21 protein-coding genes are annotated in these 23,549 nt (G+C 58.7%); 11 read left to right on the top strand and 10 right to left on the bottom strand.

The features are described from left to right. From PQQ51_RS03305 to PQQ51_RS03295, 3 genes are all read left to right on the top strand, one after another. Positions 1 to 1,596: YadA family autotransporter adhesin (locus tag PQQ51_RS03305; RefSeq protein WP_408494782.1), on the top strand; the 1,596-nt coding region annotated here is incomplete at its 5' end. A gap of 430 nt (positions 1,597 to 2,026) precedes the next feature. Next, positions 2,027 to 2,443 carry a hypothetical protein gene (locus PQQ51_RS03300; protein WP_408494781.1) on the top strand — a complete coding sequence of 139 codons (417 nt, stop codon included), beginning with the start codon at positions 2,027 to 2,029 and terminating at the stop codon, positions 2,441 to 2,443. Between the two features lie 20 nt (positions 2,444 to 2,463). Further along, the gene (locus PQQ51_RS03295; RefSeq protein ID WP_408494780.1) at positions 2,464 to 3,384 is read left to right on the top strand and encodes a glycosyltransferase; all 921 of its coding nucleotides are present in this window, start codon (positions 2,464 to 2,466) and stop codon (positions 3,382 to 3,384) included. On the opposite strand, the gene tnpB is transcribed toward PQQ51_RS03295, so the two are convergent. The 4 genes from tnpB to PQQ51_RS03275 all read right to left on the bottom strand — a co-directional run bounded on the left by tnpB (position 3,300) and on the right by PQQ51_RS03275 (position 6,883). Then, the gene (tnpB, locus tag PQQ51_RS03290) at positions 3,300 to 3,575 is read right to left on the bottom strand and encodes an IS66 family insertion sequence element accessory protein TnpB (RefSeq protein WP_408494799.1); all 276 of its coding nucleotides are present in this window, start codon (positions 3,573 to 3,575) and stop codon (positions 3,300 to 3,302) included. The genes PQQ51_RS03295 and tnpB overlap by 85 nt on opposite strands. Positions 3,576 to 3,701: 126 nt before the next feature. Further along, positions 3,702 to 4,958 (bottom strand): MFS transporter, encoded by a 1,257-nt coding sequence (locus tag PQQ51_RS03285; RefSeq protein ID WP_408494779.1) that lies wholly within the window; start codon positions 4,956 to 4,958, stop codon positions 3,702 to 3,704. Positions 4,959 to 5,094: 136 nt separating this feature from the next. After that, positions 5,095 to 5,922 carry a siderophore-interacting protein gene (locus PQQ51_RS03280; protein ID WP_408494778.1) on the bottom strand — a complete coding sequence of 276 codons (828 nt, stop codon included), beginning with the start codon at positions 5,920 to 5,922 and terminating at the stop codon, positions 5,095 to 5,097. Positions 5,923 to 5,974: 52 nt separating this feature from the next. Beyond that, a complete protein-coding gene (locus PQQ51_RS03275) occupies positions 5,975 to 6,883 on the bottom strand; it encodes a PadR family transcriptional regulator (RefSeq protein ID WP_408494777.1) in 909 nt (302 codons plus the stop codon). 271 nt (positions 6,884 to 7,154) lie between these two features. Here PQQ51_RS03275 and PQQ51_RS03270 point away from each other — a divergent pair, with 271 nt between their 5' ends. From PQQ51_RS03270 to PQQ51_RS03260, 3 genes are read left to right on the top strand one after another with little or no spacing between them, the layout of a single operon-like run. Next, on the top strand, positions 7,155 to 7,904 hold the full coding sequence (locus PQQ51_RS03270) for a gluconate 2-dehydrogenase subunit 3 family protein (protein WP_408494776.1): 750 nt from the start codon (positions 7,155 to 7,157) through the stop codon (positions 7,902 to 7,904). A gap of 2 nt (positions 7,905 to 7,906) precedes the next feature. Beyond that, positions 7,907 to 9,679 carry a GMC family oxidoreductase gene (locus PQQ51_RS03265; RefSeq protein ID WP_408494775.1) on the top strand — a complete coding sequence of 591 codons (1,773 nt, stop codon included), beginning with the start codon at positions 7,907 to 7,909 and terminating at the stop codon, positions 9,677 to 9,679. Between the two features lie 4 nt (positions 9,680 to 9,683). Next, the gene (locus PQQ51_RS03260; RefSeq protein ID WP_408494774.1) at positions 9,684 to 11,006 is read left to right on the top strand and encodes a c-type cytochrome; all 1,323 of its coding nucleotides are present in this window, start codon (positions 9,684 to 9,686) and stop codon (positions 11,004 to 11,006) included. A 158-nt stretch (positions 11,007 to 11,164) separates the two neighbouring features. On the opposite strand, the gene PQQ51_RS03255 is transcribed toward PQQ51_RS03260, so the two are convergent. Next, on the bottom strand, positions 11,165 to 11,923 hold the full coding sequence (locus PQQ51_RS03255) for a GntR family transcriptional regulator (protein WP_408494773.1): 759 nt from the start codon (positions 11,921 to 11,923) through the stop codon (positions 11,165 to 11,167). A 273-nt stretch (positions 11,924 to 12,196) separates the two neighbouring features. Between PQQ51_RS03255 and PQQ51_RS03250 the strand changes: the two genes are divergently transcribed. From PQQ51_RS03250 to PQQ51_RS03235, 4 genes are all read left to right on the top strand, one after another. Next, on the top strand, positions 12,197 to 12,466 hold the full coding sequence (locus PQQ51_RS03250) for a UxaA family hydrolase (RefSeq protein ID WP_266241527.1): 270 nt from the start codon (positions 12,197 to 12,199) through the stop codon (positions 12,464 to 12,466). Between the two features lie 57 nt (positions 12,467 to 12,523). Beyond that, positions 12,524 to 13,699 carry a UxaA family hydrolase gene (locus PQQ51_RS03245; RefSeq protein ID WP_408494772.1) on the top strand — a complete coding sequence of 392 codons (1,176 nt, stop codon included), beginning with the start codon at positions 12,524 to 12,526 and terminating at the stop codon, positions 13,697 to 13,699. 174 nt (positions 13,700 to 13,873) lie between these two features. Then, the gene (locus tag PQQ51_RS03240; protein WP_408494771.1) at positions 13,874 to 15,211 is read left to right on the top strand and encodes a C4-dicarboxylate transporter DctA; all 1,338 of its coding nucleotides are present in this window, start codon (positions 13,874 to 13,876) and stop codon (positions 15,209 to 15,211) included. Beyond that, a complete protein-coding gene (locus PQQ51_RS03235) occupies positions 15,208 to 16,218 on the top strand; it encodes an Ldh family oxidoreductase (protein ID WP_408494770.1) in 1,011 nt (336 codons plus the stop codon). The genes PQQ51_RS03240 and PQQ51_RS03235 overlap by 4 nt, the downstream gene beginning before the upstream one ends. A 249-nt stretch (positions 16,219 to 16,467) precedes the next feature. On the opposite strand, the gene PQQ51_RS03230 is transcribed toward PQQ51_RS03235, so the two are convergent. The 3 genes from PQQ51_RS03230 to cuyB are packed head-to-tail and all read right to left on the bottom strand — an operon-like array spanning position 16,468 to position 19,669. Then, entirely contained in the window at positions 16,468 to 17,823 is a 1,356-nt protein-coding gene (locus PQQ51_RS03230; RefSeq protein WP_408494768.1) for a dicarboxylate/amino acid:cation symporter, read from the bottom strand. A 31-nt stretch (positions 17,824 to 17,854) separates the two neighbouring features. After that, complete coding sequence (cuyA, locus tag PQQ51_RS03225) at positions 17,855 to 18,889, bottom strand: D-cysteate sulfo-lyase (RefSeq protein WP_408494766.1); 1,035 nt, start codon at positions 18,887 to 18,889, stop codon at positions 17,855 to 17,857. Between the two features lie 9 nt (positions 18,890 to 18,898). Next, complete coding sequence (cuyB, locus tag PQQ51_RS03220; protein ID WP_408494765.1) at positions 18,899 to 19,669, bottom strand: cysteate racemase; 771 nt, start codon at positions 19,667 to 19,669, stop codon at positions 18,899 to 18,901. Positions 19,670 to 19,812: 143 nt separating this feature from the next. Here cuyB and PQQ51_RS03215 point away from each other — a divergent pair, with 143 nt between their 5' ends. Beyond that, on the top strand, positions 19,813 to 20,724 hold the full coding sequence (locus PQQ51_RS03215; RefSeq protein WP_408494764.1) for a LysR family transcriptional regulator: 912 nt from the start codon (positions 19,813 to 19,815) through the stop codon (positions 20,722 to 20,724). Between the two features lie 163 nt (positions 20,725 to 20,887). On the opposite strand, the gene PQQ51_RS03210 is transcribed toward PQQ51_RS03215, so the two are convergent. Further along, complete coding sequence (locus PQQ51_RS03210; protein WP_408494763.1) at positions 20,888 to 21,802, bottom strand: glutaminase; 915 nt, start codon at positions 21,800 to 21,802, stop codon at positions 20,888 to 20,890. Between the two features lie 17 nt (positions 21,803 to 21,819). After that, positions 21,820 to 23,397 (bottom strand): DHA2 family efflux MFS transporter permease subunit, encoded by a 1,578-nt coding sequence (locus tag PQQ51_RS03205; protein ID WP_408494762.1) that lies wholly within the window; start codon positions 23,395 to 23,397, stop codon positions 21,820 to 21,822. Positions 23,398 to 23,549 lie beyond the last annotated feature (152 nt).

Genomic DNA, 23,549 nt, shown 5'->3' with positions numbered 1-23,549 from the left:
AATAACGCGCAGACGAACAACGGTGGGGCGACGGGTAGCAATGCGAAGTCCTTCGATGGTTTCGCCGGAGGCAACAACGCACAGACGAACAATGGTGGTGCGACGGGTGCCAATGCGCAGTCGATAGACGGCGGAGCTGTTGGCAACAACGCACAGACGAACAACGGTGGTGCGACGGGTAGCAATGCGAAGTCCTTCGATGGTTTCGCCGGAGGCAACAACGCACAGACGAACAACGGTGGTGCGACGGGTGCCAATGCGAAGTCGATAGATGGCGGAGCATCGGGCAATAACGCACAGACGAACAATGGTGGTGCGACGGGTAGCAATGCGAAGTCGATAGACGGCGGAGCTGTTGGCAATAACGCACAGACGAACAATGGTGGTGCGACGGGTGCCAATGCGAAGTCGATAGACGGCGGGGCATCGGGCAATAACGCACAGACGAACAACGGTGGGGCGACGGGTAGCAATGCGAAGTCCATCGATGGTTTCGCCGGAGGCAACAACGCACAGACGAACAATGGTGGAGCGACGGGTGCCAATGCGAAGTCGATAGACGGCGGGGCATCGGGCAATAACGCACAGACGAACAACGGTGGGGCGACGGGTAGCAATGCGAAGTCCTTCGATGGTTTCGCCGGAGGCAACAACGCGCAGACGAACAACGGTGGTGCGACGGGTGCCAATGCGAAGTCGATAGATGGCGGAGCATCGGGCAATAACGCACAGACGAACAATGGTGGAGCGACCGGTGCTAACGCGCATTCGATAGACGGCGGAGCATCAGGCAACAACGCCAGATCGAACGACGGTTTCGCTGGCGGTAACCATTCGCAAACCGACACAGGCGGAGCAACGGGCGCCCACGCAGTTTCGACAACAGGCAGCGCCAGCGGCAATAACGCGTCCTCAAAAGCGGGCGGTGCATCGGGCGATAACGCAACCTCGACCACGGGCTTCGCAGGCGGCGACCATGCAGTGACCGGTGAGGGCAGCGCCGTTGGAGACCACGCGAATTCGACTAGCGGTTTCGCCGGTGGCTCACACGCGACAACGCAAGACGGTGTTGCGATCGGCAATCGGGCAAGCGCGTCGCCGTCCAACGCGGTTGCGATCGGTAACGGTGCGATGGTCACTGCACCGAATTCAGTCGCCTTAGGTTCGGGTTCGATTGCGTCGCAGCCTAATGCAGTCTCGGTCGGCGCCCCTGGCGCTGAACGCACGATTACAAACGTGGCGCCGGGTGTCGCAAGTACGGATGCGGTCAATGTTCTGCAACTGAATCAAGGGATCAGTGGCGCCAATCAATATACCGACGGACGGATTAACCAGGTCGAAGAAGATTTAAGGTCTGCCCGCCATGATATTGACGGCGCCGCTGCGGCTGCGATCGCGATCGCAGGTCTACCGCAGGCGTATGTGCCGGGCCGCAGCATGCTGTCGGCCGCTGGCGGCACATACCATGGACAAACCGCGCTTGCGCTCGGCGTCTCCACCATCTCGGACGATGGCCATTGGGTCTTTAAAGGTTCGGTTACCGCGAGCAGTCGAGGCACGTATGGCGCATCGGTTGGATCCGGATACCAATGGTAGACAGCGTGATATTTTCAAATTCAAAAGGAGGTAAGCAGCATGCTTACCTGTATAAAAGAAGGCAGGTGGGGGAAATTCATCCTCATTCTTCTTCCGTGTGGACGTTCTTTGCCAGGTGCGGCATTGCAACCGATAGTGGATTTGGGTGACCTCGCACGGGGGACGTACTGGATTCGTATCGCTAGGGCGAGGCACGCACCTCACCCTTTCACCGCCCCGTTCCGAAGAACCCCCGAGGGCGGCAAACCGCCGCTCCCGTCCCCTGCACGCGTCTGCGCGGCGAAAAAAGCAGATCGCAATCACTTGGAAAAATACGGGCGCGTCCGAAAACCCGGATCAATAGAAGCAGCACAAACGTGAGTGTTTTTCAGAATCGAAGGGCTTCCGATGTGCATCGACGGGCTCGCCACACAGACACCCAGCGGCAAACATGCTGGCGCAGTCATCGCCGGGCGCGTGCGCGCGTCTGGATACCGACCACCGTTTCACTGGCTCAGCCTGCCTGAGCATTCCCCGAGAGACTAACCCGATGCATTCATACTCAACAGACTGGCTTGTCAGAGGCGTTCTGACAGGCGTCGCAGTTACCGTAGGATTCATTGTCCTCTTCAACTTCCTGGATATTCCAGCAGGACACCAGGCCCATGGACTGATGCAGATTGCAGTGCCCGTTCTGCCCGCCGCCAGTGTCGTATTTGCCCGACCCATTCTGCTAAAAACGGTACTTCGTGTCCGGCGCAGTCCTTTCCTGCTGGACGAGGATCTGAACGCAATGTTCACCGGCCAGGTTGTGGGTGTGATCGGGGGAGTTCTCATCGGCATAGTCCTGTACACGGACATTTTCTGATAACCAGCGAGTGAATCGACATGCCAGATATCTACTACTTTGCCTTCCCGACTCCCACCACAGGTGGCGACTTCGTCAACGTCGAGCATGTCCATACACTCCAGGAAATGGGGCTGCCGGCAACAATGGTCGTACCTGGACAGGATTTCGACCGGCAGCGCCTGCCCGGCAATACACGACTCATTAACCAGACCGTCTTCAGGAAAGAGGATTACCTTGTCATCCCCGAAAACGATCCGGGGATCATTGCGTTCGCGCAGAAAGTGGACTGCAACGTTGTGGTTCACAACCAGAACACGCTTTACCTGTTCGCGGCCATCCGCTCGATCCACGAACTGGACTGCGGACGGTTCGGGACCATCATCTGTCCGTCGCTGGGCGGTGCGGCCGTTCTGCAGCGCTCTGGTTACACTGGGTCGGTCAATGTCATAACGCCGGGCATTCCGGAGTACTTCCAGCCCCAGGAAAAGACCCTCAGGATCGCGTATTCTCCGCGCAAACTGCCGGCGGAAAGTCGTGCGGTCATGTCAATGTTTCGATCAATGTATCCCGAATACGCCGATGTACCCTGGTGTGAAATATCCGGCATGGATCGTATGCAGGTGGCGAACGTTCTGGGTGGCTCGGCTGTTTATGCAGCGTTTTCGCATAACGAATCGATCGCGCTGTCTGTCCTTGAAGCGATGCGCTCAGGCTGTATTGTGGCCGGAAGCAACGGAGGCGCAGGGCACGACTATGCGAGCGACCACAACGGCATGTGGGTACCCTCAGCCAGCGACATCGTCGGATTTGCCAGGCAGATTCACCGGGCGATCGTGTTGTTCGAGCGGCACGGACAGACCAACGAGGTCAGTCGTCAGGGCATCGCGACGGCGCAGCGGTATGGTATGCCCAGCTTCCGGCAGGCGTTGGCGGATTTCTGGAAACCACGATGCCCATGAAAGCTGGGCAAAACTCGAGAGAAGCGGCATGCCAGCGGGTCGCCGCGACGCCCGCGAAACACGAAGACGTGGGCGCCGAATGGGTTGTCTTCGAGCGCCGTCTGCTTCTTCGCGGAGCGGCTCTGAAAGCCGCAGCGCATGTCGGTCACGCCAGCGGCGATCCAGATGCGAGTGCCCACCGGCAGGCCCATCATTTCAAACATTCGCGCAGACACTGCTCGGCTCGATCCATCGACAGGCGGCGAATGCGCACGCGACGCTTGCCGACTTCGATCGCCTTGCCGTTCAATGTGAACGCAAGCAGATGCAGATCTTCCTTACCCTTTCACCGCCTCGCCGCGCAGCACTCCCGAGGGCGGCAATCCGCCACTCTCGGCGCTCCGAACGCGAGTCACCCAGAAGACGCCGGCCACCGCGACCAGAACCGACACCCACCCGACCGTGCCATACCCGACGATCTGCCCGGTCGGCGAACTGCTCAGCATCAGGCCGCCAAGCCATGCGCCGCATCCCGTGCCGAGCGCCTGCAACGCGCTGTTGGCGCTCAGAAACGCGCCGCGCTGAGCCGGTTGCGGCACCGTGGTCAGCAATGCCTGCATCGGCACCATCCGACCGGACATCAGCACCATGAAAAACGGGAAGAACAGCACCAGCCCGTAAAACGGCAGGTTCGGCAGATGCGTGACGAACAGCACCGGCAGACATGCCAGCAGGGCGGCGATCCGGAAAACGCGCCGCGTCCCGAAGCGGTCGGCGAGCCTACCGACCCTGCGCGACGTAAAGAAAGTCGCCGCGCCGCCCGCCATGTACAGCCAGGACAACTGCGCCGGCGCCACGTGGTAATTGGCGACCAGCACCGGCGAGATGAATGGAATCACCAGCATATGCGAGATCATCATGACGAAGGTCAGCGCAAATGCATTCACATGCCGCGGGTTGCTCAGCAGTCGCCACAACTCGGGCAATACCTCGCCGAGTGCGGGCTGCTTGCGGCGCAGATGTTCGGCTAGCGACGGCACCAGTTGCCAGCCCACCAGCCAGATCAACAACGACAGCGCCACCAGCAAGAAGAACGGCGCAGCCCAGTTGAAATGCGCGCCGAGCATCACGCCGGCCGGCACGCCGGCGATCGCCGCCAGAGAAAAAGCCGTCATGATCGTGCCCGTCGCGGCGCCGCGCCGCTGCACCGGAATTACATCGCCGACGATCGCCATGATCACCGAGCCCAACACGCCGCCGGTAATCCCCGCGAACGCGCGCGCCGCGAGCAGCAACGGGAAACTGTCGGCGAGCGCGCAGGCGAGGTTCGACAGCGCGAACAGCGCATACACGGTGAGCAGCAGGCGGCGCCTGTCGAAGCGGTCGATATAGGTGGCCGCGAACAGTCCCGACAATCCCGAACACCACGAATACGCGGACACGGCCGTCGCGAACGCAGCCGGCGTGATACTGAACGCGTGCATGATCTGCGGACCGAGCGGCATCATCACCATGAAGTCCATGATGATGGTGAATTGCGTAAGCGCGAGCAGCCAGAGCAAGCGGCGTTCGTGCTTCATACTGATTGAATACATCGACTGGATTCCTTATTGTTGTTCGAAATACTGCATCCGCGCGGGCGATTCGATTTGCGCGCCTGATTCACACTTATCTCGCCTCACGCGGTTTCTCCGTTGATCCTTGCAGCATTGAATGCACGCGAACGAGCGGTCAGTCGTCGAGCGTTTCGTGCACCGCTTGCGCGCCCTGTTTCCAGTAGCTGGCCGCGCGAATGCGCGACTTCTCGACGCCGCGTTCCGTGCACAGGTGGTAGCGCACCGCGCGCATCGTCGCGGCTTCGCCCGCCGCCCACACGTAGCCTTCGCCGTCTTCGGGCAGGTAGAGCTCGCGCACCGCTTGCAGCAAAGCCTCGCCGCGGCAGGTCGATTCGCTGCGGTAGCGCCAGATCAGATGCAGTTCGGCCTGCGTCGCGAATTCGATCTGTGCCGACGGATCGCCCACTTCGATCACCGCCGCGACGCGCGCGCCGGCCGGCAATTCTTCGAGGCGGCGGGCGATCGCGGGCAACGCGGTGTCGTCGCCGATCAGCAGGTGCCAGTCGAAACCGGTCGGGATGACGAACGAACCACGCGGGCCGCCGACGCCGAGATACTGGCCGACCTTCGCCTGCGCCGCCCAGGTCGCGGCCGGACCGGCTTCGTGCATCGCGAATTCGATGTCGAGTTCGCGCGCTTCGCGGTCGAAGCGGCGCGGCGTGAAATCGCGCGCGGTCGGGCGAGGCTGGTCGGCGGGAAACACCGGACCGTCCGGACTCGCTACCGGCAGTACCGGTTTGTCGGCGCCGGGTTCGGGGAAAAACACCTTGATGTGGTCGTCGAACGAGGCGGAGACGAAGTCGTGCAGATCCTCGCCCGTCAAGGTGACGCGAATCAGATGCGGGGTCAGCGCGTGCACTTTCGTGACTTGCAGCAGCCGGAATTTCAGCGGATGGCGCACGCGTTGGACGGCGAGTTCGGCACGGTTGTCTTGTGTCTGCATGGATGCAATTCCTGTGTTGGTCAGGCGACGGGCGCGGGCGGCTGGCGCACTATCAGGCAGGCTGTTCGCCGCTGTCTTTGCGGCCGCCCGTTTTGCCGTCGCTTTCGATTTCTTTGGTCGCACGCGCCAGAATTCCGGCGATGCGGCGTTGTTCTTCCGCGGATACATCGGTACGTAGCAGCAGCGCACGCTTCAGTGCATGACGTGCTTTGCTCAGCTCGGGTAGCCAGCCGCCTTCGCTGATGTCCGCGGGTTCTTCACCGGCGAACGCGCGGCGCACGGAATCCATCTTGCGGGCGATATGCGTGAGCTTGGCGACCATCAAATCGAGGCGCTCGCGATTGGCCTCCAGATATTCGCGGCCTGGCTCGGCGAGTTCGTAACGCTTGCGGTTGCCTTCGAGTTGCACGGTCACGTAGCCGATTTCTTCCAGATACGTGAGCGCCGGATAGACCATGCCGGGACTCGGACTGTAGAAGCCGTTCGAGCGCGTTTCGAGTGCTTTGATCAGTTCATAGCCGTGGCTTGGCTGCGTATTGATCAGTGAGAGCAGCAGCAGTTGCAGATCGTCGGACGTGAATTTACGACCGCGCGGGAATCCGTCGCCGTCTCCGTCGCCGAATCCGCCCGGGCCGCCGAAGCCGCCGGGACCTCCGCCAAAACGTCCGCCGCGGCCGCCGCCGCGATGGTCGTCATGGCGGCCGATCGCATGCCACAACGCGTGCAGCGAGAAACGCTCATGACCGTGACGACCGAAGCCGCCACGCTCGCGGCCTTCGCAGTTGCCGCGGCCCGAGTGAGGTTCGCCGCGACGGCGTTCGAAGCCATCGCCACGCTCACCGCGATGCTCGTAATGGCGGGCAAACGCGTGCCAGAGCGCATGCAGGGACGGGCGGTTGTCCGCGGCGAAAAAGCTGTCGTCCGCATTGGGCGAACGGGAAAAACGAGAATGACGACGCATCGTGTGTGCTCCGATTGTGTCTTAAGATGTATCTTAAGATATATATCTTAAGATAGTTTGTCAAACGGATTTTTGCGGTATCGACATGCGACAGGCGCCGAGACCGGAAAGGTGGCGAAGTCTATTCGGAGGTCTTCTAACACATATATATGATATGGTTGACATGGATGAGTTCGAGCTCTAGCATGTGCTGCATCCGATGAACTGACCAGCGAAGGTTCGTTTGCCTGCGTTAGATCCTAATGATCAAAGTCAACCCGACAATGAGTCCATGACAGCAATACAAGACGAAACAGGCCGGAGAAGATTCCTCCGTCAGGTCGCAACGATAATTCCGGCTTCTTCATTGACTCCTGCGCTTCTTGCCCAGCAGGGATGCAGCGAAAGTGCGAAGCCAGACGGCGAGAATTCCGCTGGGGTAATGAGGAGCGCCGAGGGTAGCCCATACCGTCCCACGTTCTTTACGGACTCGGAATGGAAGTTTCTGATTGCGGCAGTTGACGAACTCATTCCATCTGATTCGACGGGGGCTGGCGCAGTGGAGGCGGGAGTGCCGGAGTTCATTGATCGGCAGATGCAGACTCCTTACGCTCACGGGCATTTGTGGTACATGCATGCGCCCTTTAACCCGGCGTCTGCGCCAGAACTTGGATACCAGATGAAATTTGTGCCCCGGGACATTTATCGAATCGGTATTCAGGAGTGTGACGCCTGGTGCGAATCAACTCATAAGAGGGTCTTCGCTGAGCTGGGAAAGGCACTCCGGATTCAGTTCCTTGAGCAGATCGACGACGGGAAGATCGAGCTGCAAACCGTCCCCGCGAAGCTCTTCTTCTCGACGCTTCTCAAGAACACGAAAGAGGGCTACTTCGCAGACCCAATGTATGGCGGAAATCGCGGCATGGCGGGCTGGAAGATGATTGGTTTTCCGGGCGCACGCGCGGACTTCATGGATTGGGTTGGAAAGCCTGGAGCCAGGTATCCGCTTCCGCCGGTCTCTATTCTTGGGGAGCAGTCGTAGTAATGGCTATCGTTAAAAAGAAAGTAGATGCCGTTATCGTCGGGTTTGGTTGGACTGGCTCGATTTTGGCTATGGAGCTGGCCGAAGCAGGTTTGAACGTACTGGCTTTTGAGCGCGGGGAGATGCAGACGACGGAGAACACAGCGCGATATCCGAACGTAGCGGACGAGCTTGCACATGTATCTCGTGGGCGCCTGTTGCAGGATCTGTCGAAGGAAACGTTGACGTTTAGGCACACCCCGGATCAGGCTGCTGTTCCGTATCGCCAGCATGGGGCGATTCTGCTCGGCAACGGTGTGGGAGGTGCGGGGTTCCATTGGAACGGCCTGACATGGCGCCCACAAGTTTCGGATCTGGTGCTGCGTTCGCATTACACGGATCGATATGGGAAAAAGTTCATCCCGGATGGCATGACAATCGAGGACTTCGGTGTCACTTACGATGAGCTCGAGCCATTTTTCACGCGGTTTGAAGAGGTGGCGGGGATCTCCGGCAAGGCCAGCAACCTGAACGGAAAGTTGTCTGCTGGCGGTAACCGGTTTGAGGCCTGGCGTAGCAAAGAGTATCCACTGCCGCCGTTGGCAGACGTCTACGGAGCTCAACTCTTCGCCAAGGCGGCCCGCACACTAGGATACGAACCATTTCCTATCCCGGCTGCCAACGCGTCCGCGCCCTATACGAATCCATACGGTGTACGGCTGGGGCCGTGCAATTTCTGTGGTTTCTGTGAAGACTTTGGATGCTTCATGTACTCCAAATCGTCACCTCAGACAACAATCCACCCTGCGCTTTTCCGCAAGGAAAACTTCGAATTACGAACGCGCTGTCAGGTGGTGAGAATCAACAAGCACCCGGATGGAGAGACCGTCACCGGCGTCACATACATCGACGCAAGCGGTCAGGAAATTGAGCAGCCCGCCGATCTCGTGATTCTGAGTGCGTTCCAGATGCACAATGTCCGTCTGCTGTTGCTATCTGGCATTAGCCAACCGTATGACCCGGCAACAGGTGAGGGCGTCGTTGGGCGTAACTTCGCATACCAGATGAACGGCGGTGTGAATGTGTTTCTCCCTAAGGGAACGCAGCTCAATCCATTTATTGGTGCAGGTGCGGGTGGACAGGCTATTGATGATTTCAACGGCGACAACTTCGATCACGCCGCGCTTGGATTCATAGGCGGTGCAAATATCCGGCACAACCGGACTGGCGGACGCCCTATTGGACAGGCGGGTCAGAAAAAAGGCACGAAGAAATGGGGTGCCGAGTGGAAGTCATCTGTGCAGGACGCCTATCAGCGCTTGATGACTATCAATGCGCAGGGGTCGGTGATGTCTTATCGGACTAACTATCTGAGCCTCGACCCGAACTTCAAGGATGCATATGGTCAGCCGCTTTTGCGTGTGACGTTCGATTGGCAGGAAAACGAATTCCGAATGACGAAACATGCGGTGGCGCAGGCAGAACGTATCGGGCGCGTTCTTTCGAATGAGGTCGATATCAATGTTCGGAAATCCGGAATGCACTTTGACACGCGTGTCTACCAGAGTACACATACGACGGGTGGGGCAATCATGGGATCCGATCCCAGGAAGAGCGTAGTCAATAAATATCTTCAGAGCTGGGATATGCACAATTTGTTTGTTCTTGGCGCTTGTGCATTCCCACAAAATGCCGGCTATAACCCGACGGGTCTCGTTGGCGGATTGACGTACTGGGCGGCTCATGCAATTCGCGAGATCTACCTGAAAAACCCCGGTCATCTTGCACGGGCGTAAAAGCATGCTGTCCATAATCAAAAAACCTGTTGCGATCACGGTGCTGCTGTTCGTAACGACAGCCGTTTGCAAGGCGGCGCTGGTCAATCCTTCGAACTCTTCAGGAGAGCGTGCCAGCTCAGATGCTGAACTCGCTCGAGGAGCGTATCTGGCGCGTGCCGGTGATTGTGTGGCGTGTCATACATCGAAGGGCGGAAAATCTTTTGCAGGAGGACTGTCTTTCTCAACGCCGATCGGGACGATTTATTCGACTAATATCACACCGGATACCAGAACGGGGATCGGTAGCTATACCTACAGCGACTTTGAAAGTGCAGTGAGGCGTGGTGTCGCTAAAGATGGCCACACGCTATATCCGGCCATGCCTTACCCGTCGTACGCGAAGTTGAAGAATGAAGACGTAGCAGCACTGTACTATTACTTTATGCATGGAGTGCCTGCTGTTCAGCAAGGCAATCGGAAGAGCGATATCCCATGGCCACTGTCCATGCGTTGGCCTCTCGCCGTTTGGCGTCATTTTTTTGCTCCTGGCGTGAATCAGTCTGAGCGCGAGGGCGATGCGAGTGCTGGCAATGATTCTGCAGTCGTCGCACGGGGGCGTTATCTGGTAGAGGGATTAGGTCATTGCGGAGCGTGCCATACGCCCCGCGGTGTTTTTATGCAGGAGATCACCACCACGGATAACGGTGATCCCGCATTTCTCAGCGGGGGCAAAGTCGAAAACTGGCTTGCAAATGATCTCCGAAACGGCTCGGCGACGGGATTGGGTAGCTGGACACCCAGCGATATCGTGTCATTCCTGAAAAGCGGTCGTAACGAGCACTCTGCCGCGTTCGGCGGGATGCGGGAGGTGGTCGTCAATAGCACGCAGTACATGAGCGATCAGGATCTGAATGCGATCGCCATCTTTCTGAAACAGCTCGGTGCCGACAAGACCTCGGCAGTTAAGGCACGATACGACACCAGTACCGCGAAATCATTGCAGGAAGGGCAAACGAATCGGCCGGGTGCACTGACTTTTCTCAACAACTGTGCCGCATGCCATCGTTCAGACGGTAAGGGATACGGACAAGTTTTTCCGCAGCTTGCATTGAGTGCAACAGTGAATGAACCCGACCCAACGTCGCTGATTCACATCGTTCTGCGCGGTGCGTCCATGCCGGGTACGTCAAGCGCTCCTACTTCGTTCACCATGCCGGGATTTCATGAGCGTTTGACAGATCAGGAAATCGCAGATGTGGTCACCTTTATCCGAACCTCGTGGGGCAACAAGGCAAGCGCAGTGACGGCTCGCGACGTGGGAAAACTCCGCTCCACGACTCGATAGCGCGTGAGTATCTCAGGTTAAAAAACTGTTACGTATCCGGTTACACTTTGTTCTATCCAGATCGCGCGGGTACGCGATGCAACATCGGGGATTGAGCGGCGCGATTGCCAGAAATACGGCAGATGCATCAACGCCTACCTGCGTACAAGGCAGTTCATTTATCCGCCGCTCGAAGTGCGTGCATAGCTCGATACATAATCGTATTCCTGGGTGTTCACATGTGAGATCCGATATTCGACTGGCTGTTCATTGTACGAATACGCGATCCGCTCGACTTCCAGCACGGGCGCCCCTGAGGCGAGCCCGAGCAATCCGCCCTCAAGCTTGCTCGCCTGTCCAACGCGAACCCGTTCATCCGTACTCACCACGTTAATGCCGAACGCATCCTGATAGAAGTTGTAAAGCGTGTTGGGGCGATTGCGCAGCGCGGCTTCCGTGAGGTCGGGGAAGCGCGCCTCCGGTACCGCGATGTGCTCGACGATCACGACCACGCCATGCAGTGCGAGCTGATTCGTGAACTGAAAAACAGGTGCCCCCTCGCTGATTCGGAGCTGGGTTGCGACTTTCTGCGTTGCCTTCGTTTTACGGAAATTAACGAGGCTCACGGTCGGGTAGGTTTTGTCCCCATCGTTGCGCACAATGCGAAAGAAGCGGAAGAAATGCCGATCGCGCTGATGCATCGCGACGAACGTGCCAAGGCCCTGGTGCCGGATGAGTATGCTCTCGGCGCACAGTTCGTCGATGGCCTTACGCAGCGTGCCGATCGAGACGCCAAATCGCTCAGCAAGACGTTTTTCCGCCGGAATCGCTTCGCCTCCCTTCCATTCCTGCCCCGCAAGCGCAGCCAGCAGTGCGCTCTTCACTTCCTTGTACCGCGTACCGCCGACGGCGGTCGGCGCTTCCGTCATGGTGCTCATGGTTATCCCTGGATTCTTGTGAAACGTGTGTTCCGATTTTACGACATAACCAACTCATACAACACATATAGATGATCTAGTTGACATGGATGAGTGTGACGCCTATGATGGTTTCAACACAACGCAGCGGCGAAGCGTGATTCGCCGTCCGGCACGCTCCGGACACTTAATGAACTCAACTAGGAGACGCAGATGAGTTATGCAGCAGCAGAAAAAACGAATGGCGCCGCGAGCACGGCGACCAAAGCGGGCGAAAGCAGGACGATCCACATCGTGTTGCATGAGGCCCGGGACACGGTGGGCGTGGCAGTCGTCGAAGGAATTCAGGCGGGAACGCAACTGAACGCCTGGATCATGGATGAAGATGAGATCGTGACCGTGGCTGCGAAGCAAGACATTCCAATCGGGCACAAGGTGGCGCTCAAAGACATGGCTGTCGGCGACACCGTGTTCAAGTACGGCGTCGATATCGGCAAGGTGGTCGCGCCGATCACCGCGGGCGAGCACGCTCACGTGCACAACATCAAGACGAAGCGCTGGTAAGCCGTGTGCCCCTAAGCAGCAGAAAACATTTCGCTTCCCCATATCGAGAGAGACACCATGAGCGTCATTGAACTGGATACGACTTTCCGCGGCTATCGCCGCAACAACGGCCGCGTGGGCGTACGCAATCACGTGATCATCCTGCCGGTCGACGATCTGTCGAACGCGGCGGCGCAGGCGGTCGAGAGCAACATCAAAGGCACGATGGCGCTGCCGCATCCGTATGGCCGTTTGCAGTTCGGTGCGGACCTGGACTTGCACTTTCGCACGCTGATCGGTGCCGGCAGCAACCCGAACGTCGCAGCGGTCGTCGTGATCGGTATCGAAGAGGGCTGGACCAAGCGCGTGGTCGACGGTATCGCGGCGTCGGGCAAACCAGTCATGGGCTTCGGCATCGAAATGCATGGCGACCATGACACGATCATGAGGGCGTCGAAAGCGGCGAAAGAGATGGTGCAATATGCGACCGCGCTGGAGCGCGAGGAGTGCCCGATCAGCGACCTGTGGGTATCGACCAAATGCGGTGAATCGGATACCACGTCGGGCTGCGGCGCCAACCCCACCGTCGGTAATGCGTTCGACAAGTTGTATGGCTTCGGCACCACGCTCGTGTTCGGCGAGACGTCGGAGTTGACGGGAGGCGAGCAGATCGTCGCCGCGCGCTGTGCGAACGACGGCGTGCGCGAGCGCTTCCAGTTCATGTTCGATCGCTACCAGGACATGATCAATCGCTGGAAGACTGACGACTTGTCAGAGTCGCAGCCCACCAAGGGCAACATTGCGGGCGGTCTCACGACCATCGAGGAAAAGGCGCTCGGCAACATCCAGAAGATTGGCAAGAAGTGCATGGTCGACGGCGTGTTGGACAAGGCTGAAACGCCCACGCATCCCGGCCTCTGGTTCATGGATTCGTCGTCGGCCGCGGCCGAGATGGTTACGCTGTGCGCGGCCTCGGGTTTCGCGGTTCACTTTTTCCCGACGGGACAAGGCAACGTGATTGGCAATGCGATCGTGCCTGTCATCAAGATCTGCGCGAACCCACGCACGGTGCGCACGATGAGTGAGCATATCGACGTGGACGTATCCGGCATCCTGCAACGCGAGCAAAACCTCGACCAGTCGGGCGACCGCCTGCTCGAATGCATGCTCGCCACGGCGAACGGCCGCTGGACCTCGGCGGAAACGCTCGGCCATCGTGAATTCGTACTGACACGGCTGTTCGAAAGCGCCTGATACGCCGCAAGCACAAGCGCATCATCGCAATATCGCATCATCAATAGAAAACAGTAGGGCAAAACGAAGTCCCCGTCCGGTGCGCGCGCCGGCACGACACCGCTCGACGAAGCGGTGCGTGCCGTGTGGCGTGCCGGCTATCTTCTGGCAGCAGCGAGTGGAGGAGACACCATCGTGCGCGTGCTCAAGCATCTCTATGTACAAGTCCTGATCGGACTTGCGGCCGGCATTCTCGTTGGTCATTTTGCGCCGTCGCTCGGCGTTCAGTTCAAGCCGCTCGGCGACACTTTCATCCGCCTGATCAAGATGTTGATCACGCTCCTGATCTTCTGCACGGTGTCGATTGGCATTGCGCGTATGGAGAACCTGAAGCAGGTCGGGCGCGTCGGTTTCAAGACGATTCTCTATTTCGAGGTCGTGACGACCATTGCGCTCGTCATCGGCCTCGTGGTCGCGAATCTCGTGCATCCGGGCGCGGGACTGAACGTCGATCCCGCGACACTCGACGCTGCTGGCGTTTCGCATTACCTGAGCGAAGCGCATACGCAGTCGCAGGCGAGTTTCCTCGATCAGATCGTGCCGAATTCGGTCGTCGGTGCGTTCGCGCGCGGCGATCTATTGCAGGTGTTGCTCTTTTCGGTGTTGTTCGGGATTGCGTTGTCGATCATGTCCGGACGAAGCCGGATTCTTCAGCGCGGCATCGAGCAGTTCGGCGACGTGCTGATGAGAATCGTCGAGATGCTGATGCGGCTCGCGCCACTCGGTGCGTTCGGCGCGATCGCATTCACAGTTGGTAAATACGGCATCGCGAGTCTGCAGCAACTGGGCCTGTTAATCCTGTGCTTCTACATGACGAGCATTCTGTTCGTCGTGATCGTACTGGGTACGGCATGCCGCTGGGCGGGTGTGGGTCTCTGGCCACTTCTCAAATACCTGCGCGAAGAACTGCTAATCGTACTCGGGACGTCGACAACCGAATCGGTGCTGCCACGCCTGATGGAGAAACTCGAACGGCTCGGCTGTCCGAAGTCGGTCGTCGGTCTCGTGCTGCCAACCGGCTATTCATTCAACCTCGACGGCGCCGCGATTTACCTGACGATGACCTCGCTCTTCATCGCGCAGGCGACCAACACCCATCTCACGTTGATGCAGCAGATCGGACTGCTTGCGATCCTGATGCTGACGTCGAAGGGCGGGGCGGGTGTAGCAGGCGCTGCGCTCGTTGCACTGACGGCGACACTCTCAACGCACCACATCATTCCGGTGGCGGGTATTACGCTTATCATCGGTATCGACCGCGTGCTGAATGAAGTGCGCGCGATCGTGAACATGATAGGCAATGCGGTGGCGACGTTAGTGGTCGCGCGCTGGGAAGGCGTGTTCGATGCCGAGACGGCACGTGCCGTGCTTGCGCTGCCGCGCAGCGAAGAGCTACAAGAAAGGACGGATGAGATGGACGAAAAGATTATGCCGCTGTCTTCGCGTCAGGCGATGCGCGAGAGTCACAAATGAGCGATCCGAACCTGCGATACGTTCCGGTAGATGAGCTGAGCAGACTGGTTCGCGCGGCCTTGATCGGAGCGGGCGCGACGCCTGCGACTGCCGACGCTACGACGCGCGCGCTCGTCTACGCCGACATGCACGGGCTCGCGTCGCACGGCGTTGCGCGCCTGCCGATGTACATCGCGCAGTTGCGCAACGGTCGGGTCGATCCGGCCGCGGTGCCGGGTATCGTACGAGACAAGGGCGCGGCCTTTCTGATCGATGCCGCCGACGGCCTCGCGTTCGCCGCCTGCGAGCTGGCGACCGCGACCGGCATCGAACGTGCGCGACGGTTCGGTACCGCAGCGGCGAGCATTGTGCGCAGCCATCACTTCGGAGCGGGGGCGTATCACCTCGAAGCGATAGGCGCGGCCGGGCTCGTTGGGCTCGCATTCAGCAATGCGCCTGCGTCGATGCCGGCCTGGGGCGGCAAAAAACCGCTGTTCGGCACGAATCCGATCGCTGCTGTCTTTCCTCGTTCGAAGGGCCGGCCACTTGTTATCGACCTGTCGCTATCGCAAGTGGCACGCGGCAAAATCATGGTTGCTGCGCGAGATGGCAAGCCGATCCCGCAGGGTTGGGCGACGACCGCAGACGGCCAGCCGACAACGAATGCGCAGGCCGCGCTCGACGGCATGATGCTGCCGTTCGGCGGCGCTAAAGGGGCGATGCTCGCGCTAATGGTTGAACTGTTGGCCGCCGCGCTATCGGGCGCGCAATTCGGCGCGGAAGCCGGATCGTTTCTCACCGCAGAGGGCGCGCGTTCGCGCGTCGGACATCTCTTCTGGATCATCGACCCGGCTGCATTGGCAGGCACCGCGATATACGAGGCGCGGATCGAGACTCTGATCGATCTGATGCTGGAAGACGACGGTGTGCGTCTGCCGGGTTATCGGCGCGATGAAGTGAGCGAGGCCGCGGCGCGTGATGGCATCGGCATACCGGCGACGCTGCTGGCGCAACTGGAAGGCAGATGATTGCCTAACCCTGTTGAATGCATGGCAATGCCTACGTATTCGAAGGCTTTGCCATACACTTTTTTCGCGAAGACGCTTGCTCGCCCCACGCTTCGCGAGGGCTGCGCGCTGATGTCGGTAATGTTCTACCTATGCGGTGAAGGGCGCACCGATAAGGCTAGGGGTCAAGGGTTGCTTACATTGATGGAGTAGTTTTCTCCAGGACGCAGGACCAGAAACAAGGTCATTTGCAATGTAAGGCCAACATCATTACGATTGCCCGGTAGTAGGAAAGGAGGTAGTCATCGCCGTTGCCGGAGACGGCTTCTCGGCAGTCGCGAGCGTTTGGGATACCGTTGGCGTAACCTGGAATTCGTCTGCGGTGGAGTACTCCCGACCTGTCCACGGCTGAAGCGCGCCTTCCAGTTTTGCGATTGCAGCTGCGGCGATGCAATTGCCCACAACGTTTGTCGTGGTTCTACCCATATCGATAAACTGATCGATCGCGAGTAAGAGAACGACACCTTCGGCAGGCAAGCCAAACAGCGGCAGCGTTGCCGCAATCACGATGATCGCCGCGCGAGGAACGCCGGCTACGCCTTTGCTAGTCAGCATCATGACTAACAGCATCGCAAGTTGCTGGCTGAAAGACAGATGAATGTTGGCGGCTTGCGCAATGAACAGGGCGGCAAAGGCCTGATACATCATTAAGCCGTCGAGATTGAATGCGTAAGCCAGCGGTAGAATGAGATTGCTGACCCGGGGACTGATTCCAAAGCGAGTGAGCTGTTCCAGTGTCTTGGGATAGGCAGCTTCGCCGCTTGCTGTACTGAAAGCAATAATCATGGGTTCGCGAATCAGTTTGAGCAGGGAAAACACGGATCTTCCCAGCACCAGATATCCGGCCAGTACCAGAACGCACCACAGGATCACCATGCCGACATAAACGGAGCCAATGAATTTCCCGTAAGTCAGCAGGACCCCCAATCCCTGAACGGTAACTACGGACGCAATCGCGCCAAATACGCCGAATGGTGAGAATTGCATCACGTACGACGTGATTTTTAGCATCAACATAAAGACGCTATCAATGCACGTAACCACGGTCGGGGGCAATATTTCCTTCATTGCGCCGGCCGCGATGCCAAAGAACACCGCGAATACCAGGATCGGCAAAATTTCATTTGAGGCCATCGCCTGAAAGATGCTTGTTGGTACGACGTGGGAGATGAAACTCGCGAGACTGAAGGCTGTCGTGCTGATCGGTGCACCGGCCGAAGGTGCTGGCAGGTGCATCGAATGACCGAGGTCAAGGAAGTTTGCGAGAAGCATTCCGATCAACAGTGAGACAAACGACGCACACACAAACCAACCTAATGCACGGAGTCCTACCCGGCGAACGACTTTAGCGTCGCCGGCGGCAGCTAACCCCGAAACAATGCCGCAGAAGACGAGTGGTGCGATGACCATCTTTATCAGACGCAAAAAGATGTCCGAGATCAATGTGAATTGTCCCGCGGTAGATTTCGCCAGTGATGGAGACATAGTCTGGTGGCACACATACCCTACGACAATGCCGGCAACCATACCAACAAAAATGGCAAGTCCAAGACGGCTTTGCTTCATACTTCCTCCCTTGGCCGCGCGCGGCGATCTTTTAGCGAATATTGCGCGTATCGATTTCGTCAGGTAGCTGTGCGTGGAAAGCACTCATGTAGCCGAACAATGCCGCGCTACCACCTGTATGCACGAACACGACGTTTTCGTCGGGCTTGAAGTGACCTTTCCGGATCAGATCGATCAGACCGGCCATCCCCTTACCCGAATAAACCGGGTCTAGAAGAATGCCTTCGGTACGGGCCAGCATGGTGACCGCCTCCACCATACCGGCACTCGGTATGCCGTACCCGTCACCCACGTAGTCACAGTTGGCAACCACGCGCTCTCGGGCGACCGCCCCCTGCATATCGAGGTACTCGGCAGTCTCACACGCGAGCTTGAAGACACTCTGTTCCTGAGCTTCACGTGGCGCACGCACGCCGATGCCTAGAACATCGATACCACTACGGCTACCCTCGAAGCCAGTCACAAGGCCTGCCTGGGTGCCTGCGCTTCCGGTCGCATGAACAACGTGGTGCACAACCAGGCTTTGTTGATTTGCCTGCGTGAGGATCTCGAGAGCGCAGTTGACGTAACCCAAGGCGCCGATGGCGTTGGACCCGCCGCCAGGGATGATGTACGGCTTCCCACCACCTGCACGCACCTCCTCCGCGACCACACGCATCGCGTCGTTCATGTCGGTCCCGCCAGCGTAGATCCGGGTCGGCGCGCCCATGAGGCGTTCGAGGAATACGTTACCCGAGTGCAGATAGCTGGGATCTCGGGAGCCAGTACGATCTTCGAGTAAGAGGATGCAGCGCATCCCCAGACGCGCAGCCGCTGCTGCGGTCTGTCGTGCGTGATTAGATTGAGTTGCCCCTTGCGTGATGACCGTATCGGCGCCTTTTTCCAGTGCATCAGCAATAAGAAATTCGAGCTTGCGTGTCTTGTTTCCTCCGCTCGCCAACCCGGTGCAGTCGTCGCGCTTGATGAAGAGATTCGGCCCACCAAGCAGCTTGCTCAGTCGGGGCATTGCCTCCAAAGGGGTATCGAAATGGCCGAGCCGGATCCGTGGAAATTTTGAAAGATGCATGAAATACCTTTACTGGTTGGAAAAGCAGGACAACGGAAGTGGGGCAAGGCGGCGAGCGTAGCGGACGCATTGCCTTGCAAGATTCGCAGTAGCATCAATGAGCGTGCAGGGAAGCATTCCGGGGTGCAGAATCAGTGGTATTTCTGTGCAGCCCGCGATTATCGCGTCAGCTCCAGCGATGGTTAATGCCCGAGCAAGTTCGATCATCTCGCCAGTCAATTCATTTGAAATGCCTCCGAGCTTGATCTGATAAATCAATTGCATACAACGCTCCTGTCTTTGCGGTGGCAGGAGTAATGGCTCGCATCTTCGATGCAATAGCGCTTGCTGGTACAGTTCGGCACTAATACATCCTTGCGTTGCAAGGATGCCCACTCGTTTGACGCCGGGCGTTTCGCGTACTACGGCGTCACAAGCTTCATCGACGATGCTTACGAAGGGCACTCGGGTCGCTGCTCGAATATCTGCCTGAAAGGCATGCGCAGTATTGCAGGCCATGACGAGCAAATCGGCACCTGCCACCTCGAGCCTTTGGGCCATTGCTGCAAGCGCGTTCCCAGGGTTCTCATCTGCGCGCAGAGGACGGCTATAAGCTGCGGCGATCGCGCGATTGCGATCAGGGACTTTGGGGTTCGAATCGAGAAGCACATGCAGATGGTCCTGTTCGCAGGTAAATGGCGTGGCAGCCACAAGCTTCGAAAGGAAGTCGATGCCTGCCTGAGGACCCATGCCGCCAAGGACCCCGATTACCATTTCTTCAGACCTAGGGTTTTTGCTCATCTCTGTCAAAGCGTCCAATAGACATCGTTGGACTAAGAGTAATTTTTGACAAAATTGAACGCCAATTCTGGTTTTTGATAAAACTATGCAAATATGGAATGGCCACGTGGGGCCTATCCTTGTGCTATCTATGGGGAGATCGCATGGAACTTAAATGGCTTGAAGACTTTGTGTCAGTAGCGAAGTTGCGCAACTTTTCTCACGCTGCACAGGCGCGGCACGCAACGCAACCTGCGATCAGTCGGCGCGTCAAGGCGTTGGAAAACTGGTACGGCGTACCTCTGGTGGATCGAAGTACCTATCCGGTCGCGCTGACCCAGGCAGGTGTCGGGTTCCTGCCTCTCGCGGAGGCGGTTGTCGCAGATCTGTATCGGAGTCGGCGCGAAGCGCGAGCGGCCCATGAACGGGCGGGTAAGACGATCCGTTTTGCACTGCCACACTCACTCGCCGGCTCGTTCTTCGCGAACTGGTGGCGTACGCAGCGCCCTCCTCGTGGAGTCAATGCGGTCCTTATCGCGGCCGACTTCGACGAATGCGTTGAAATGCTTCTTTCCGGTGCTTGCCATTTTTTGATTTGCTATCGACATGCAGCGGTTCCGGTCGGATTCGAAGCGAATGGAATATCATGCGCACGAATCGGTGCCGATCGTCTTGTCCCTGTATCGGCATGCGGCGAGGGTGGATATCCGATTTTCGAACTGTTCGGCGAAAAACGTATTGAGCTTCCGTTGCTCGCCTATACGAGAACATCGTTCCTTGGGCGAGTCACCAGTACATTGCATGCACGACTTGAAGCGCATACAGACGTTGTACTTCACTTCGAAACAGCTCTAGTCGAAGCGTTGAAGGCGGAAGTTCTGTTGGGCGGAGGTGTCGCGTGGCTTCCCGAATCGATGATCGGGATGGAATTGCAGTCGGGGAAATTGCAGCTTGTAGGCGATCTGTTTTTAACCACACAGCTGGAAATTTCGCTATGCAGAACAACGGGATTGTTTGTCGGGCCGCGAGATTTTCTGAATGAAATATGGGCCAAGGCTTCTGCGGACATTGGCTAGGGAAGGATAGCCGAGTAGGGGCTAAGCGGGTTGCCATCCCGTCTAGAGTTACATTGAAGGTCTGGGGGGAACGGGCAAAGCGCCGCGGCTCATCGTTTCTTCAGGAAGGTGCTGCGTTCACACCCGGGTGCCCTCAAAGATCGTTTCTGATCAACTGCGCAGATCAGAAAATCGACTGCTCCGTATACGTAGTCAACCACTCGAGCGCCAAAACCCCCGCCAGCGAATTCCCATTGCTATCCAACCCAGGCGACCACACGCACACGGCCATTTCTCCGGGTAGCACCGCGACGATCCCGCCACCCACGCCACTTTTCGCGGGCAGGCCGACCCGATAGACGAAATCGCCGGCGGCATCATAGGTGCCGCACGTGAGCATCAGCGCGGAGAGTCGCTTGGCCGAACTGGTATCGAGAATCCGTTCGCCGCTGGCAGGTACCACGCCATGATTGGTCAAAAACAGTGCTGCCTTAGCCAGTTCCACGCAACTCATCGAAATCGCGCATTGCCGGCAATACGCGTCGACCACGACTTCCGGCGGCATTTCCATGTTGCCGAAGCTCGCCATGAAATGCGCCATCGCGCGGTTGCGATGGGCGTGCTGTAACTCCGATTGCGCGACGCGCGAATCGTAGTCGATGCTGTTCTCGCCAGTGAGCCGTCGCATGAATTCGACCAATGCCGTTTCGGCTTGCACGAAGCGGCGGCACAGCACGTCGGTGACGACCAGCGCTCCCGCGTTGATGAACGGATTGCGCGGCTTGCCATGCTCGGCTTCGAGTTGCACCAGCGAATTGAACGCGTTGCCGGACGGCTCGCGCCCGACGCGTTGCCACAGAGCGTCGCCGAGCAGTCGGAACGCCATCGTGCAGGCGAACAGCTTGGAGATACTCTGGATGGAAAAACGCGTGTCGGCCTCGCCGGTTCGAAACACCTCGCCCGAGGCCGTGACGATCGCCATGCCGAAGCTGTCGGCGGGTACTTTCGCCAGCTCCGGGATGTAATCGGCGACCTTGCCGGTACCCAGATACGGCCGCAGATCGCGATGAATCTGCTCGAGGATGGCTGCGTAGTTCATCGAACGTCGGTCTGGCATCAATGCGCGCCCGCCGCGCCCGGGCCGCCGCCGCCTTTCGCCGGCTTGGTGATCCAGATCAGCGGAATGATCAGAATGAAAATGATCGCCGACACATAAAAGATGTCGTTCAGCCCCATCATCGCGGCCTGGGTGTTCACAGTGAAGTCGAACAGCGCATGCGCGGATTGCGTATTCAGATGCAGTAGCGATTGGGTCGAATCGATCTGCTGATTGAACAACGGGTTGTCGACGCTCGCGCGTTCGGTCAGCCGCTCGTGATGCAACACGGTCCGGTTATTCCACTCGTTGCCGGCGATCGAGGTGCCCACCGCGCCGCAAAACACCCGCGCGAAATTCGACAGACCCGCTGCCGCTGGAATCTTGTTCGGCGGCTGGCCCGACAGGATGATCGCGGTGAGCGGCACGAAGAACATCGCCATCGGAATGCCTTGCAGCAGCGTCGGGATCACGAGATGCCACGTGTCGATTTCGATCACGTACTTCGAGCGCATATAGAACACGATCGCAAAGCCGATAAACGCCAGCGTGGCGATCACGCGCGCGTCGGAGCGCGGCAGCACGCGGCCCATCACCGGCGCGAGCAACACGGCGAACACGCCGAGCGGCGCGGTGACGAGGCCGGCATCCACCGAGCGGTAGTTCAGATACTCCTGCATCCATTGCGGCAGCAACACCAGGTTGCCGAAGAACACGCCATACGCGACCGAAATCGCAATCGTGCCGCCGAGAAAATTGCGCTGTTTGAACAGACGCAAATCGACGATCGGATTATCTTCGGTCAACTCCCACACGAGGAAGAACGCAAAGCTGATCAATGCGGTGATGCCGAGAATCACGATCACCGGCGACGAGAACCAGTCGAGATCCTTGCCCTTGTCGAGCATGATCTGCAACGACGCAACCCACGTGATCAGCAGACCGAGGCCGACCACGTCGATCGGCGGTTTGCGGGTGGGCGATTCGCGGGTGCGATAGATCATCCACGTGACGCCGGCCGCGAAAATGCCGACCGGAATGTTGATGTAGAAAATCCACGACCAGCTATAGCTATCGGTGATCCAGCCGCCGAGCGCCGGCCCCGCGATCGGGCCGACGGTCGCCGTCATCGCCCATAGCGCGAGCGCGGTGGACGATTTCTCCTTCGGATACGAGCCCAGCAGAATGGCTTGCGACAGCGGAATCAGCGGACCGGCCACCGCGCCCTGGAAGATCCGCGCGACCAGCAGGATCGGCAGCGTGGGCGCGATACCGCACAACCACGAAGCGAGCACGAACATCAGGATCGCGCCCACGAACAGCTTGACCTGCCCGATGCGCTGCGTGAGCCAGCCGGTGAGCGGAATCGACACGGCGTTGGCCGCGGCGAACACGGTGATGACCCACGTGCCTTCGTCGACGGAAACGCCGAGGTTGCCGGAGATGGTCGGGATGGCGACGTTCGCGATCGACGTGTCGAGCACGTTCATGAAGGTGGCGAGCGCGACGGCGATGGTCGCGAGCACCAGCTGCCCGCCTTTCAGCGGAGGCGGCGGTGCGGGCGGCGTGGCGGCGGGCGTGGCGGCAGGTTGGCTCAAACTAGGGTCTCCGGGCGGACGTCGAATGCTCGCGAAAGCATACCTGTATTCGGGTTGGGGCGTCGTCGGGGCATGCAGGCCCAGCGGCGCAAACAATTCGGTCAGCGTATCCTCGCGGACAGCTAACATGGGACGCTGTGGGTCACCCGCTG

The organism is Paraburkholderia xenovorans (assembly GCF_046030735.1).
Classification (GTDB): Bacteria; Pseudomonadota; Gammaproteobacteria; order Burkholderiales; family Burkholderiaceae; genus Paraburkholderia; species Paraburkholderia xenovorans_A.
The sequence above is the reverse complement of the archived record's forward strand: the minus strand, read 5'-3'. Positions and strand labels throughout refer to the sequence as shown.